The organism is Candidatus Leptofilum sp., assembly GCF_965223285.1.
Lineage (GTDB): Bacteria > Chloroflexota > Anaerolineae > Promineifilales > Promineifilaceae > Leptofilum.
Genome location: NZ_OZ244997.1, coordinates 5,837,015 through 5,851,642, shown reverse-complemented (window position 1 = coordinate 5,851,642; position 14,628 = coordinate 5,837,015). Strand labels below are relative to the sequence as shown.

Annotated in this window: 12 protein-coding genes and 1 riboswitch; all 12 genes read right to left on the bottom strand. The window is 48.0% G+C overall.

Annotation, left to right across the window (positions count from 1 at the left end; genetic code table 11):
• Nucleotides 1–103: 103 nt before the first annotated feature.
• Entirely contained in the window at nt 104–1,381 is a 1,278-nt protein-coding gene (gene rho / locus ACOQPU_RS26210) for a transcription termination factor Rho (RefSeq protein WP_420642776.1), read from the bottom strand.
• A 523-nt stretch (nt 1,382–1,904) separates the two neighbouring features.
• On the bottom strand, nt 1,905–2,927 hold the full coding sequence (gene fbp, locus ACOQPU_RS26205; protein ID WP_420642775.1) for a class 1 fructose-bisphosphatase: 1,023 nt from the start codon (nt 2,925–2,927) through the stop codon (nt 1,905–1,907).
• Nucleotides 2,928–3,042: 115 nt separating this feature from the next.
• The gene (locus tag ACOQPU_RS26200; RefSeq protein ID WP_420642774.1) at nt 3,043–3,858 is read right to left on the bottom strand and encodes a phosphatidate cytidylyltransferase; all 816 of its coding nucleotides are present in this window, start codon (nt 3,856–3,858) and stop codon (nt 3,043–3,045) included.
• A gap of 59 nt (nt 3,859–3,917) precedes the next feature.
• Nucleotides 3,918–4,652: an isoprenyl transferase gene (locus tag ACOQPU_RS26195; RefSeq protein ID WP_420642773.1), complete on the bottom strand. Its 735-nt coding sequence runs from the start codon at nt 4,650–4,652 to the stop codon at nt 3,918–3,920.
• Nucleotides 4,653–4,660: 8 nt separating this feature from the next.
• A complete protein-coding gene (frr, locus tag ACOQPU_RS26190) occupies nt 4,661–5,218 on the bottom strand; it encodes a ribosome recycling factor (RefSeq protein WP_420642772.1) in 558 nt (185 codons plus the stop codon).
• A gap of 114 nt (nt 5,219–5,332) precedes the next feature.
• Nucleotides 5,333–6,052 (bottom strand): UMP kinase, encoded by a 720-nt coding sequence (pyrH, locus tag ACOQPU_RS26185; RefSeq protein ID WP_420642771.1) that lies wholly within the window; start codon nt 6,050–6,052, stop codon nt 5,333–5,335.
• 119 nt (nt 6,053–6,171) lie between these two features.
• Nucleotides 6,172–6,768 carry a translation elongation factor Ts gene (tsf, locus tag ACOQPU_RS26180; RefSeq protein ID WP_420642770.1) on the bottom strand — a complete coding sequence of 199 codons (597 nt, stop codon included), beginning with the start codon at nt 6,766–6,768 and terminating at the stop codon, nt 6,172–6,174.
• Nucleotides 6,769–6,789: 21 nt separating this feature from the next.
• On the bottom strand, nt 6,790–7,698 hold the full coding sequence (gene rpsB / locus ACOQPU_RS26175; protein ID WP_420645875.1) for a 30S ribosomal protein S2: 909 nt from the start codon (nt 7,696–7,698) through the stop codon (nt 6,790–6,792).
• Between the two features lie 336 nt (nt 7,699–8,034).
• Nucleotides 8,035–9,261 carry a methionine adenosyltransferase gene (metK, locus tag ACOQPU_RS26170; RefSeq protein WP_420642769.1) on the bottom strand — a complete coding sequence of 409 codons (1,227 nt, stop codon included), beginning with the start codon at nt 9,259–9,261 and terminating at the stop codon, nt 8,035–8,037.
• A gap of 130 nt (nt 9,262–9,391) precedes the next feature.
• A riboswitch (SAM riboswitch) is annotated at nt 9,392–9,491 on the bottom strand.
• A gap of 80 nt (nt 9,492–9,571) precedes the next feature.
• Nucleotides 9,572–10,363, bottom strand: coding sequence for an enoyl-ACP reductase FabI (locus tag ACOQPU_RS26165; RefSeq protein WP_420642768.1), 792 nt, complete (start codon nt 10,361–10,363; stop codon nt 9,572–9,574).
• Nucleotides 10,364–10,398: 35 nt separating this feature from the next.
• Nucleotides 10,399–11,034 carry a DNA-3-methyladenine glycosylase gene (locus tag ACOQPU_RS26160; protein ID WP_420642767.1) on the bottom strand — a complete coding sequence of 212 codons (636 nt, stop codon included), beginning with the start codon at nt 11,032–11,034 and terminating at the stop codon, nt 10,399–10,401.
• A complete protein-coding gene (locus ACOQPU_RS26155; protein WP_420642766.1) occupies nt 11,012–14,617 on the bottom strand; it encodes a GAF domain-containing protein in 3,606 nt (1,201 codons plus the stop codon). The genes ACOQPU_RS26160 and ACOQPU_RS26155 overlap by 23 nt, the downstream gene beginning before the upstream one ends.
• Nucleotides 14,618–14,628 lie beyond the last annotated feature (11 nt).

Genomic DNA, 14,628 nt, shown 5'->3' with positions numbered 1-14,628 from the left:
AGCTCAAAGGCAAGATGCTATCACAAAGCCCCATTGCAGCAAAAACGGGCCTGTTGCCAGACCCGTTTTCTTACAGTTCATTCAGGTTCAACCAAAGGTAAATTTACATCATATCTTTGGTCAAAGTTTCCAGGAATTCGTAATTGGTCTTTGTACCCCGCAAACGTTCCATTACAGCAGATGTCGCGCTGCTGATGTCGTAGCCAGGCGTATCCATCAGATGGCCCAACATGCGACGCATCATGTACACGCGCTGTAGCTCGTCGCCAGAAAGCAGCAAATCTTCGCGGCGGGTGCTGGAACGTTCAATGTCAAACGCTGGGAAGACCCGACGTTCCTGCAAACGGCGGCTGAGCATCAGCTCCATGTTACCCGTTCCCTTAAACTCTTCATAAATGACATCATCCATGCGGCTACCAGTATCTACCAAACAGGTGCCAATGATGGTTAGGCTGCCGCCAAATTCCAAATTACGTGCCGCCCCAAAGAAGCGTTTTGGCGGATACAAAGCTGTCGGGTCTAGACCACCAGAAAGCGTACGGCCGCTTGGCGATACAGTTAAGTTATACCCGCGGGCCAAACGCGTAATCGAGTCCAGCAAAATCACAACGTCCCGACCAGCTTCTACAAGACGTTTAGCCCTGTCAAGCGCCATTTCAGCTACTTTACAATGCTGGCGGACAGGTTCATCAAAGGTTGAGCTAATGACTTCGCCGTCAATTGAGCGGTCCATATCCGTCACTTCTTCCGGCCGTTCACCAATCAGTACCACCATCAAATGCACATCTGGATAATTAGCAGAAATCCCATTGGCAATCTCTTTAAGCACCGTTGTTTTACCAGCCTTTGGTGGTGAGACAATGAGACCGCGCTGACCGCGACCAATAGGTGCTACCAAATCCAGCAATCGAGTGGATAAAATATTTGGCTGTGTCTCTAATTTCAATTTTTGATCGGGGAAAATGGGGGTTAAAGATTCATACCGGGGGCGCTTTTTGGCTAAATCTGGACTCATCCCATTGACAGATTCAACGCGCAACAGACTGTAATATTTTTCGTTATCTTTTGGTGCGCGCACCTGGCCCATCACCCAATCGCCCGTACGCAAACCAAGGCGGCGAATTTGTGAGTTTGAAACGTAAATATCATCTGGGCCAGGCAGGTAGTTTTTGGCACGTAAAAAGCCCATCGTTTGCTTGTCGTCGTCCACAATTTCCAAAACGCCACCTCGGAAATCATAGCCTTGCGACTGCGCATTGGCTCGCAGAATTTCATATACAAGCCCCTGCTTTTTCATCGTGCTTACGCCGGGAATATCCATCTCCCGCGCCATATCTTTAAGTTCGGCAATCTTTTTCGATTCTAATTCGCCAATATCCATACAATTATCTCCGCGTCATGTCATTCGTGCTTCCTGGGCACATGACATCAGGTTACCTTACGCATCAGGCTGTTTTGCCTTGAATAAGGTATCCAAATTATTTTTTACAATTGGTAACTTTGGGTAAATTTCGCTTGCAAACGATCTGCGATCGAGCATGAAGTGGGTATGCTTCCAAAGGAGGCTGCAAGCCAGCTAATGTAGACTTGCCCACTAACCTTGTAACCAAGGGTTTATCATTCGTTCGTAGGTTTAAATATTCTATTCTCAAAAGCAATTGAAAAATCTAATATACTTTGGCTTCCACAAATTCAGGGGAATTTACAGTGCAGGTCAATATGTTTATCTAGTATTAAAAGTCAATTTCTCTGGTTAGGGAGTTTACAAGGCAACCTGTAATCAGGCTGAAAAAGTATAACACGCTGTAAATAGTCCGTCAATGATTCCTGTCCTTTCAATTTTGGCCGTCTAATCTTGAGAGTTTGAGGGGGAAACGGCCGTTTCTCCTTAAGCTATTTTCACATCAACCAGTAGCCACAAAATCGGATACCGCCTCTTCTTCTTGCAAGAACCGTTCTGCCTGGTGAACCAGCGAACGATTCCCAATGTACAATGGTGTTCGCTGATGCAAATCGGTCGGCTGAATGTCCATAATAGCACCACACCCATTAGAAGCAAGACCGCCAGCCTGCTCCGCCAAAAATGCCAAAGGGCCCGCTTCATAAAGCAAGCGAATCTTGCCATCTGGCTTGTTAATCTCTGCCGGATAACAAAAAATACCGCCCCGCAGCAAATTCCGATGGAAGTCAGCTACTAATGACCCAATATACCGTGATGACAATGGTTTACCTGTATTTCCTTCACTTCCCTGCAACCAACGTAAATAACGCTGTGCCCCTGGTGACCATTTTTTATAGTAAGCATGATTCACACTGTAATATGCCGGCGAGTCCGGTAAACGCATATTTTCATGAGACAGTAAAAATTCTCCCAGTTCAGGATCAAGCGTAAAGCCATTGACGCCTTGCCCTGTCGTGTAAACTAGCATGGTGCTAGACCCGTACAAAACATAACCTGCGGCAACCAACTTTCTACCAGGTTGCAAAACATCTTCAATTCTGCCGCGCAAATCCCAATCTACACAGCGATAAATACCAAATATGGTTCCGATGCTAACATTTACATCAATATTAGAAGAGCCATCTAACGGATCATAGACCAAAACATAAGACCCTTTTTTATATTGCTCCGGGATTTGTATAAAATCATCCCGCTCTTCAGAAGCCATTGCACACAGTCTACCAGTGTGATCACAAATACGAAAAATGATGTCGTCAGCGAAAACGTCCAGCTTCTGTTGCTGCTCACCCTGAATGTTGGTGGCCCCTGCGCGTCCCAAAATATCCACAAGGCCAGCTCGGTTGGTTTTGTGAGCAATTATTTTGGCGGCAAGAGCAATGTCGTATAAGAGGTTTGTAAATTCACCACGGGCATAATCTGGCTGATAATCTAAAATGAAGCGTTCAATGGTTACAATTTTAGACATATCCTGTACCTCCATACAGTGTTCAATAGTGGGAATGTTAGTGCGTAACCGTTTGATTTGTGGGAGAAAACGGTCTCTTCATGCAAATATTAAACTTTTTGAGCAAACAAATCCATTACAAAAAATAAAGTGCCAGATAGTAAGCAATTGCGACCGTCCACATGAGCGAATCTATGCGATCCAATGCGCCACCGTGACCGGGAAATAAATTTCCAGAATCTTTAACCCCCGCCTCTCGTTTCAGCAGAGAGATGCCTAAGTCACCAACAGTGCCAAGCGTTGAAATTAACAAGCCTAGCACCAACGCATGCACAGGGTCTATCTCTAACAACAAGCTAATGAGAACGGTAAATAGCGTGCCCAATAATATGCCGCCTATATATCCCTCCACCGTTTTGTTGGGGCTTAATCGGGGTGAGAGTGCATGTTTACCTACAATGCCTCGACCAGCGACAAAACGGCCGACTAAATAAGCACCGGAATCCGCAATCCATGTACTCAGCATCGCGAGCATGGTCCATTGCCAGGCCACATCTGGCAAGCCACGTAGACGGAAAAAATGGCCGCATACCCAGCCAAACAGCAGCAAGCCTGCCAACGCAGCAAACAGGTCTGCCGGTACGGTTTGGCTCTTTTGACGTTCATACTGCCACAATGTGTAACCCGTGATTGCTAACATACTGATTGCCAAGAGCGGCCCAAATAAGTCTGCATTAGGACATTGGGCCAACACCCATTGTATAAGTACAACTGGAATGATGAGAACAGGCGGAACGTGCCAACCAATTTTTTGTACTATCTGACTGTATTCCAATGTTGCCAGCAGCAAAATAATGACCAGAGGGATAAAATAAAACCACCCACCAAGATAGATGAGGTATAACGCGATGGGGCCTAAGGTAAATGTGATCAGGGCACGTTGCAGGAACATAAATTATCAGGTTGGTGAGATACGGCCGTTTCCCCGGAAAGCTGCGGCAAGGCCAATGATTAGGGCGTCTCAGTCACTAAACCAAAGCGGCGTTCACGCTGATTAAAAGCGACAATCGCTTCGTACAGCTCTTTGCGACCAAAATCGGGCCAGTAAACGGGTGTTGGATAAAACTCTGAATACGCAGCTTGCCAGATAAGAAAGTTGCTAATGCGCAACTCACCGCTGGTGCGAATCACCAGGTCGGGGTCTGGCAAGCCCCTGGTGAATAAATAAGAGCTAAATAAACTTTCAGATAGTGTCTCTGGGGCAATTTCATCGGCCAACATTTGGCGAACGGCATGGAGGATTTCTGCGCGACCGCCGTAGTTAAAGGCAACATTCAGGATGAGTCGATTGTTGTTTTTGGTTAGCTCAATGGCGTTGTGAACCTTGTCTTGTAAATCTTGCTCAACGCCGGTCATGTCACCTAAATGGTGAAGGCAAACGCCTTGCGCGTTGAGTTCTTTTAGCTCCTGATCCAGAACGCGGGCGATAATCTTCATTAACGCCCGCACTTCACGTTCTGGACGACCCCAATTTTCGGTGGAAAAAGCATAAATGGTAAGAATATTTATACCAAACTCAACGCTGGCGTTGATGATTCGGCGTAAGTTTTCAGCCCCTGCCCGGTGGCCTGCATGCCTGGGCAATCCGCGCTTTTTGGCCCAACGGCCGTTGCCATCCATGATAATGGCAACATGCTGCGGAATTCGATATGGTTCTAAATCGAGGAGCGTCTCATTGTTGGGCATACCATTCACTATACTTCCATTATCTCTTTTTCTTTCTGGCTTGCTAACTCATCAATCTGCTTCACATATTTATCAGTTAATTCTTGCAGATCCTCTTGCCCACTGTAGAGATCATCTTCGGTAATAAGCGACTCTTTCTCAAAATCACGCATGTCACCCAGAATGTCCCGACGCACATTGCGCACAGCCACTTTGGCCTCTTCTACACGCTTTCCCACAAGCCGTGTCAAATCACGCCGTCGCTCTTCAGTAAGGCGCGGCAAATTGAGGCGAATGATTTTGCCATCATTGTTGGGTGTAAGTCCCAAGTTGGACTTCAAGATAGCGCGTTCAATGGCAGAGATGGCACTCACATCGTACGGCCGTATCGCCAATTGCTGTGGTTCAGGCACAGAAATCACGGCCATTTGGATCAAATGCATTTCCTGACCGTACATCTCTACTTCCAGCCTTTCTACGAGCTGTGGCGATGCCCGGCCTGTGCGGTACCCAGCCAAGTCAGACTCCAGAGAGCTAATCGCTCCACGCATGCGGCCGTCTGCATCTTGCATAAGCTCACGTAACATCACAACCTCCTTTGAACATAGTGGATGGTGGTTAGCGGTTAGTGGTAGTTGCTTGCAAAAGCATCCAGCAACTAGCTACCAGTTATACATAAGTATACCGACTATTGGCACGAATCACACATTGCGAATTGTGGTACCAATTGACTCACCCAAAAGATACCGCTTCACGCTATTTTCTTGCCAAAAGTTCAAGACAACTATCGGCAAGTCATTGTCCATACACAGGGAAACGGCCGTGCTGTCCATCACCCGCAAGCGCATATTCAAAAAGTCAATGTAAGAGATAGTTTCAAATCGTTTTGCATTAGGATTCTCGATAGGATCCGCGTCATAAATGGCATCGACTTTGGTGGCCTTGATTAGCACATCTGCGCCAATCTCCATAGCTCGCAATGCTCCGGCAGAATCGGTGGTGAAGTAAGGGTTGCCCGTGCCGCCCCCAAAAATAACAACACGCCCTTTGTCTAAATGGCGTATTGCCCGCAAACGGATATATGGCTCTGCAATCGTGCGCATTTCAACGGCCGTTTGCACCCGCGTAACCACACCGGCTCGCTCTAACGCATCTTGCAAAGCCAATGCATTCATAACAGTGGCAATCATCCCGATATGGTCAGCAGAGGCACGCGCCATACCCATTTCACTCCCGACTGATCCCCGCCACAAATTGCCACCGCCAATAACAATGGCAACCTGCACTCCTAAATCGTAAACATCTTTCACGACCTGAGCTACTTCCGTAGCTCTTACCGGATCAATACCATATCCATTTGGGCCAGCTAAGGCTTCGCCACCCATTTTAAGCAAGACACGACTGTACTGAATTGATGACATATAAATTGACTCCAGAATTGATCAACCTCTCAAAGGCGTAAATACTCTATCACAATGACTGTTAAAGAAAGGGGCGCTCAATGAGCGCCCCTTGTAAAAAATCATTAAAACCCGTAAGGTTATTCTCCACCCAATTCGTATCGGGCAAAACGCCTTACCTTGATGTTTTCACCCGTCTTCCGAATTGAATCGGTAATCAAATCTTTGATCTTGACTTTATCATCCTTGACAAATGGCTGTTCTAACAAACAAAACTCCTCATAAAATTTTGTCATTCGACCAGCCACAATCTTCTCAACAACCTGCTCTGGCTTCCCTTCTGCCAAAGCCTGATTACGAAGCACTTCCGTCTCCCGCTCCAATTCGTCAGCGGGAACTTCATCTTTGGTAACGTATTGTGGACTCATGGCAGCAATGTGCAGTGCCAGATCGTGAGCCAGATTGGTAAACTCTTCATTGCGAGCCACAAAATCGGTCTCACAGTTGAGTTCTAGAATGACGCCAACACGGTTGCCAGGATGTGCGTAAAGTTCAATGATGCCTTCGCTGGCTTCGCGGCCAGAGCGTTTGGCGGCGCGGGCAGCACCTTTCTCACGCAGAGAATCAACTGCCTTATCAAAATCACCACCTGAGGCTTCCAAAGCCTTTTTGGCATCCAAAACGCCTGCGCCTGTTGCCTCACGCAGTTCTTTTACCATTTGCGTTGTAATTTTCATTTTTGTAACTGTGCTCCTAAATTATGCTTCTTCTTCCGATTCAGACACCTCGGTTGATTCATCCGTATCGTCAGATTCGCCTACTGCTTCGGCGTCACTGGACTCAGCCTCTACTTCTTCGCTTTCAGCCTCAGCAGCCGCTTCGCGCATCTTCGCCAGGGTCGATTCGCCTAGCAAGACCTCATCATCTTCGTCTTCCATGCCGTCAAAGCTGGTTCCGTAGCTGTCTACATCCGTAATTTCTTCTTCTACGGTTTCCATGCGAACCGCCGTGCCTTCAATGGCTGCGTCGGCCATTTTGCCCACGATCAGTTTGATGGCCCGAATTGCATCATCATTGGAGGGGATGAGGTAATCAATCTCATCTGGGTCGCAATTGGTATCAACCAGGGCAATCACAGGGATTCCGAGGATGTTGGCTTCTCGAACTGCCGTTTCCTCGTGGTTAATGTCTACAATAAAGAGCAAATCGGGCAGGCCCTTCATCTCACGGATGCCGCCTAAACGCATGTTGAGCTTTTCAATCTCACGCTCAACCCGTAAGCGTTCTCGCTTCTTCAACAGGTCAAAATCACCTTCATCCCGGCGGCTTTCTAGCCGTTTCAGGTAATCAATCCGCTGGCGAATGGTTTGCCAGTTGGTGAGTGTGCCGCCCAGCCAACGCTCGTTCACATATGGCTGGCGCGCCCGCGAGGCTTCTGTCGCAATAGTATCTTGCGCCTGTCGCTTGGTGCCAACAAACAGCACGGAACCGCCCTCGGTGACGGTCTCACGAATGATATTGTAGGCATCTTCAATCATGCCTAAGGTTTGCTGTAAATCAATAATGTGAATGCCATTTCGCTCCGTAAAGATGTATGGTTTCATCTTCGGATTCCAACGGCGAGTTCTGTGTCCGAAATGCACGCCTGTTTCCAGCAGTGCTTTCATTGAAACAACGGCCATAGGGGTCTATTCTCCTTTGTATGTTTTATCGCAGCCTGTTCAAAGATTTCAAACTGCGCGTCCACACCGTTCAACCAGCCAAAGACTCGCATGGCCAACGACTGCATAGAACTGCCAGAAGAGATTCAGGGCAACCCCAGCTATCGAATGCAAGCACATTTTGCCTGTCCCGGTGTGTGTTTAATTGGTAATGATTCTTTGGGAATCTTGGCAAATCACAACAAGTGATGCTGCCAACGAAGAATTATAACGAAAGTGAATTATCGCGCAAACTCAAAAAAGGCTTGGCAAGTCTTTCATCAACCTGCCAAGCCCGCCATTTTAAGCGGAAACGGCCGTTAACTTTTCAGCAGCCACACGCAAAATTCCAGCCCGATCCGTGTTCTCCCAGGGGGCTTCAATATCATCCCGGCCAAAATGACCGTAAGCGGCCGTTTGCCGGAAGATGGGACGACGTAAATTCAAATCGCGGATAATAGCACCAGGACGCAGATCAAAATTGGCGTTGACTATCTCTACCAACTGCTCAGAGCTAAATGCAGAGGTGTCGAACGTTTCCACATTAATGCTTACTGGCTCGGCAACGCCAATGGCATAGGCAAGCTGCACTTCACACCGTTCAGCCAAACCGGCTGCCACCAAGTTCTTGGCAACCCAACGAGCTGCATACGCCGCACTACGATCTACCTTGGTGCAATCTTTACCGCTAAACGCGCCACCACCGTGCCGCCCCATGCCGCCATACGTGTCTACAATAATTTTGCGGCCCGTTAGACCTGCATCCCCCATTGGGCCACCAACCACAAAACGCCCGGTGGGGTTAACAAACACGCGCAAATCACCATCAATGAGTTTGGCAGGCAGTACCGGTTTAATGACATGCTCAATAATGCTCGCCCGAATCGTGTCATTGTCTACTTCTGGCGCATGCTGGGTGCTGATCAGCACTGTATCTACACGTTTGGGCTTGCCATAGCTGTACTCAATAGTCACCTGGGCTTTTCCGTCTGGGCGTACCCAGGGCAATGTACCGTTGCGGCGAACTTCGCTCAAGCGACGGGTAAGCAAATGAGCAAGGTGGATGGGCAGGGGCATCAGCGTTTCTGTTTCATCGCAAGCAAAGCCAAACATCATACCCTGGTCGCCAGCCCCCAACGCTTCAATTTCCGCTTCAGACGTGCCGTTGTTGCGGTATTCCAGGGCGCGGTCTACGCCCTGCGCAATGTCGGGGCTTTGGCTGGCAATGGCAGATTGCACGCCACAGGTGTTGCCATCGAACCCTTTTTCACTGCTGTCGAAGCCAATGTCTACCACAACTTGGCGGACGAGTTTGTCAAAATCAACAAAAGCGGTAGTGCTGATTTCGCCCAACAGCAAGACAAACCCTGTTTTGATGGCGGTTTCACAGGCCACCCGTGCATTGGGGTCCTGACTCAGCAGGGCGTCCAGCACAGCATCGCTAATTTGGTCACACATTTTATCGGGATGTCCTTCGGTTACAGACTCCGATGTGAACAAAAGGCTAGGGGCTTTGGTAAAAGATGTCATTTGATTTTCCTCCGATGGCAAATTGCCTATGCAGAAACTGGCTCAGCGGCTGTTGCAATTCGCCCATCTATTAATTTTGGCATAAAAAAAGCCTCTTGGCAGGCAAGAGGCTAGAAAATTTTGCTTCTACCTCTTATCTTTCAGCAATTGCTGACGGATTTAGCACCTTCCCAATTTTGGGGGTTGCTGCAGCTTCAACGGGCCGATCCCTCCGCTGCTCCTGATAAGATTGTGAATGTATATTGTTATACACGTAACAATTAACGAGTATAGCTAAATGGTAAATTGTGTCAAGATGGAAACGGCCGTGTCACAGCCATTTCTCTGGCGGCTCAGGCATTCCTAAGATATTGTATCCCGCATCCACGTAAACGACTTCACCCGTCACGCCACTGCTGAGGTCGCTGCATAGCCAGATGGCTGTTTTGCCAACCTCTTCTTGAGTAACGTTGCGACGCAGCGGGGCGCGCTCTTCTGTATATTTAAGTATCTTGCGGAAGCCAGCAATGCCAGCCGCAGAGAGGGTTTTAATGGGGCCAGCAGAGATAGCGTTCACGCGAATGTTTTGGGGGCCAAGATCGGCGGCCAGATAGCGCGTACTGGCTTCTAGAGCAGCCTTGGCGACGCCCATCACGTTGTAATGTGGCACTGCTTTTTCTGCGCCATAATAAGTAAGTGAAAGAATGCTGCCGCCGTCGGCCATGAGGGGAACGGCCGCACGGGTGAGTGCCACCAAACTGTAAACGCTTACATCCATTGCCAGCTGAAAACCGTCTCGGCTTGTGTCTACAAACGTGCCAGTTAAATCTTCTCGTTTGGCGTGGGCAATGGCGTGAATGAGAATATCAATCTTGCCAAAATGGTCGGCAGCTTTCTGGAAAACGGCCGTAATTTTATCATCATCTTCAATATTGCACTCTTCTACAAACTCCACGCCAAGCTCCGCGGCCAACGGCCGTACGCGCCGTTCTAACTGCTGAAACCCGTAGCTAAAACCAAGTTCACAGCCATGCGCATGTAACGCCTGGGCAATGCCCCAAGCAATTGAATTTTTGTTGGCAACGCCAAAAATAAGTGCTTTTTTACCTTCAAGTAGCTTCATCTTTTCTCCTCTTGGAAAGTGACCTGCGCCCAAGCCTATTTGGAAACAAACGGATTGTCTGCCAACCAATAACGCCAGGGAATAGAAAACCAGGGTTCTGGCGTTTTGCCTAAACCAATTCTTGGCCCTGTTGCTATCTGGTTGGGGGGCACAGCGGGTGCATCCTCAATCCATATAACCCCACCCGGCTGGCAAAGGTTTGCTTCATTGTGAGATTTGTCTATGGCCAAGGCTTGCGTGAGCTTGGCAGGCCCGTTGGTTAGCTGGCGCAACGGCCGTCTTCCACGCCGCTGTGCCATACTTTCTACACCATCTACCGGCTCCAATGCCCGGATGAGTACAGCATTGGGCCGCCCCGTTTCGCCAGTAACCACATTGAACAACCAATGAATGCCATAGGTAAAGTAAACGTAGGCAACCCCGGCAGGCCCAAACATGACGGCCGTTCGCGGTGTGGGTTGGGCATTATTGGCTCTCTCTCCGTGACAAGCCAGATCGCGCTCCTCGCCATCACAATACGCTTCTGTTTCGACAATGAGGCCGCTCAGTAAACGGCCGTCCATCTGCCGAACCAGTTTTTTGCCTAGTAGCTCCTGAGCAACGGTGCGAGCCGGCCTTGCATAAAAGGGGTAAGGTAATGGCTCGGATTTATGCACTTTTATTAAAACCATCTATTGTTTCAGGTAAAACCAAAGGCAAATAAGCTGTAAAGCAGGTTCCCTCATCCAATTCCCTTTCCAGCGAAATCTTCCCACCGTGCCGAGCCAAAATTTCCCGCACGATTGCTAGGCCCAGGCCATTTCCTGGCAAACCGGCTTCTATTACCTTGTCCCCTCTGAAAAAACGATCAAAGATAAACGGCCGTTCCTCGTCATCGACTCCTAGCCCATTGTCGCAAACGGATAATTGTAGCAACTCTGTGTTCCCTTCAACCCAATCCACCGCCACTTGGATGCGCCCACCTCCTGGTGTGTAGAGCAGTGCATTTTCTATCATACGTGACAAAATTTTCTCTAACTCATACGCCTCCAATTGTACAAAAGGCATCTGAACCCGTACGCTGTCTGGCAGATTTAGGACAAGCAGCTTGTGTTCTCGCTCTGCCCGTTCAATGAAAGGGTCCCAAAACAAATCCCACACATCGCAAAAATCGGCCGACGCTTCTGGGTCAGGTTCTGCTTCGGCATCTAACCGGGAGATGTCTAGCAAATCCTGGATTAACCGAGCCAGCCGATCTATTTCAAAATGCAAGACTGAGAAATAATGCGGAAATTTCTCCGGTTTTCCCTTCTTGAGTAACGAAACGTATGTTTTAATGTTTGTCAACGGGGTGCGCAGTTGATGAGAGACATTGGCAATAAATTCAGTTTTCAGGCGTTCTACTTCTTTGAAGTGGGTAATATCTGCTTGCACACTTACATAGCCAGTCACATTACCTTGGGTATTGATGATGGGTGTAACGGTCACGGCCACATCGTATATCTTGCCATCTTTATGCCGATTGATTATCTCCCCGTTCCAGCTCCTATGGCTCAATAAATTTTCCCACATCTCGCTAAAAGTGGAGCCTTGGTTAATATTGTTTCCTAAAATACGGGGGTTTTGACCTATTAATTCTTTTCGAGTGAAACCACTTTGACGCTCCATGGCCGGATTGGCGTACTCAATTCTGGCTTCTGTGTCTGTCAAAATGATGGCTTCACCGGCACTCTCTAAAATGGCGAATAATCTGTCGCGCTCCATTTTTAATTCGGCCGTTCGTCGATCCACAAGTTGAGCTAAATGTTCGGCTTGTCTGCGCTGGGATTCATATAGTTTGGCACGTTCCAAAACGGCCGAAATATTGCCCGCCAATGTGGATAAAAAGTTTACATCTTCATTTTTGTAATGATCAATTTCAGGGCTGGCCACATGAATTACCCCAATCACGTCATTTTCAACCAGCAGCGGGATTGCCAGCTCGGAACTAATATTTAGCTCAGTAGCAAAGTAGTACGGGTCTGTGCGCACATCGGGGGCATAGTACGGCTCACCATGCTGTAAAACTTGCCCCGTAATGCTTTTATGTACTGGGATATCTATCTGTTCAGCCTTTTGAGATAGTCCGCGATAGGAAGCGTGTGGGTGCATGATGCTTGTTTCATCACCACCCATAATGAAGCCAAAGTAATCTGGATACAGTTCCTGGCTTACCAGCTTGGTCGTTTTTTCCAGGAAGTAATCAATATTGAGAGAAACGGCCGTCTCCCTCGATACCTGGTTCAATATGGCAAGTTCTTTTGCCTGACGGGCCGTCTCTTTTGCCAACCGCGCATTCTCAATAGCCACCGCAGCCTGGTTGGCAAAGGCCGCCACGGTACGGCCGTCTTCAGCCGAGTATTGGCCCACTTGATGGCTTTCTACACAGAGCAAGCCAATCTCTTTGCCTTTAACCTTTAGCAACGCGCCAATCCAGGCGCGAATTGATACCAACGGCTCATGAATAATCCAATCAGGGTTGTGGCGAACATCCGTAATGACCGCCCAACCAGGATTTTCTTCGATTTTCTTATGTACTGTCTGAACAGAAAGCGTTCTGTTCTCCGGCTGCAAAAAACTGTCTGTCAACCCACGACAGGCTACCAAATCGTAGAGCTGCTTATTTTCATTGAACAAAAATAGAGATGATGAATCGTATGAAACCACTTCGGCCAGCAAGGTGAATATTTGATCATAAACATCATCCAGAGGCAAACTGGCTGTGAGTAGGGACCCAACCTGCTGCAATGTTTGGCTTAAATGAAGCTGACGTCTTTCATTTTCAAACAGGCGCGCATTTTCAATGGCAATTGCAGCCTGGTTGGCAACGCCTGCTAGCACGGCAATCTCCTCTGCTGAAAACGGCCGTACCTCATGCCAATAATGAAGATGCATAATGCCCAGGATGCGATCCTGTATTTTTAGCGGCAAGCAAACAATTGAGCGAAGTCCTTCCTCAATTTTTTGCGCCGTAAAGGCATTTACAAAAGGAACTTGCCGAAGATCAGAAATGATAATTGGCTCGCCGCTTTCGATGGCCAACTGCGCCGTGAATGTGGCCCGAATCTCTTCTTCCCAGCCCTTGTCCATAATGGCATATGCATCATCTGACCATTGCGAAAAGATAGATTGCAACCTGAGACCATCGTCCTTAATAGTAGAGATGGTACAACTATGCACTTCATTTAGATAAACGCGCAAAATTTCAATAACACGAGCCAAAATCTCTTCAAGCTCCACGCTGCTGGTGACAAACTCGGCCACATCCAAAAGTGTTTCAGCCTCTCGCCGACGACGCGCTTCAGATTGAAAAAGCCGGGCACGTGCTAAAGCAATGCTCGTTTGATGAGCAATAATCTGACCCAGTTCTAAATCATGTTCAGAAAAGTGATGAGATGCTTTTTGGTCAACCAGAATGATGAAGCCAATAATTTCTTGCAAAGATACTATTGGCAGATATAAGATGGTCTTTGCATCATGCATGCGCAAGCGTTCTTGCAGCCAGCCAGGCAAATTCTTGTTTTCGTAATCTGTTACAATCGGTTTTGGCTCATTGAGCCACCCCAAGCCATCCACAAGATTAGAGAATTTTTGTGCATCGAGCGTAGCAGGTATGGACTGAGTTCCATCGCCTGCGTTGTGATAAGCCAAATAAGTGGCCCCACTCCAATCGAGATGCCAATCAGAAACGTAAACGGCCGTTACATCAAACACGGCACACAATCGTTCAGCCAACTTTTGCAGCCTTTGCTGAATCTCTACGTTCTCAGAGAGAAGCTGCACGATCTCTAGAAAAAAGCTGGTGTATCCTGGCAGGCCCACGTGGCGACCAACGGCCGTTTTGAACTGAGTCACGTCTGTCATCATGCCGCACAGGCGGAGGCCATCATCCACATTCAACAGGCACACCTTGTCTCTAAACCACCGGAACGAATTCCCTTCTATTTTCAGGCGGTACTCTATATCTTGAGGCTCCTGTTTAGAAACGGCCGTGGCAAATATACTAAGCACACGTTCCTTGTCCTGCGGGTAAAGATGATTTTGCCAAAAAGAAGGCTGTTGCCAAACAGCATCTGGCATCCCAAGCAGCTCATTGGCATGTTGGCTTACATACGTAATTTGGAAGGTAACAGGATCGGCCATCCAAAAAATAATTTTGGATTCTTTAGCATATTCCTCAAAAAAATGCGCCATCTGCCCTTGCTGTGGCAATGAATCAGATAGTTGAAGGCTCATGCAAAAATCCT

Coding starts and splice junctions, on each gene's coding strand:
- rpsB (WP_420645875.1), bottom strand. CDS start 7,698: ATGAAAGCACTGCTGGAAACAGGCGTGCATTTCGGACACAGAACTCGC.
- tsf (WP_420642770.1), bottom strand. CDS start 6,768: ATGAAAATTACAACGCAAATGGTAAAAGAACTGCGTGAGGCAACAGGC.
- rho (WP_420642776.1), bottom strand. CDS start 1,381: ATGGATATTGGCGAATTAGAATCGAAAAAGATTGCCGAACTTAAAGAT.
- frr (WP_420642772.1), bottom strand. CDS start 5,218: ATGTTACGTGAGCTTATGCAAGATGCAGACGGCCGCATGCGTGGAGCG.
- ACOQPU_RS26200 (WP_420642774.1), bottom strand. CDS start 3,858: ATGTTCCTGCAACGTGCCCTGATCACATTTACCTTAGGCCCCATCGCG.
- metK (WP_420642769.1), bottom strand. CDS start 9,261: ATGACATCTTTTACCAAAGCCCCTAGCCTTTTGTTCACATCGGAGTCT.
- pyrH (WP_420642771.1), bottom strand. CDS start 6,052: ATGTCATCAATTCAGTACAGTCGTGTCTTGCTTAAAATGGGTGGCGAA.
- ACOQPU_RS26165 (WP_420642768.1), bottom strand. CDS start 10,363: ATGAAGCTACTTGAAGGTAAAAAAGCACTTATTTTTGGCGTTGCCAAC.
- fbp (WP_420642775.1), bottom strand. CDS start 2,927: ATGTCTAAAATTGTAACCATTGAACGCTTCATTTTAGATTATCAGCCA.
- ACOQPU_RS26195 (WP_420642773.1), bottom strand. CDS start 4,652: ATGCCCAACAATGAGACGCTCCTCGATTTAGAACCATATCGAATTCCG.
- ACOQPU_RS26160 (WP_420642767.1), bottom strand. CDS start 11,034: ATGGTTTTAATAAAAGTGCATAAATCCGAGCCATTACCTTACCCCTTT.
- ACOQPU_RS26155 (WP_420642766.1), bottom strand. CDS start 14,617: ATGAGCCTTCAACTATCTGATTCATTGCCACAGCAAGGGCAGATGGCG.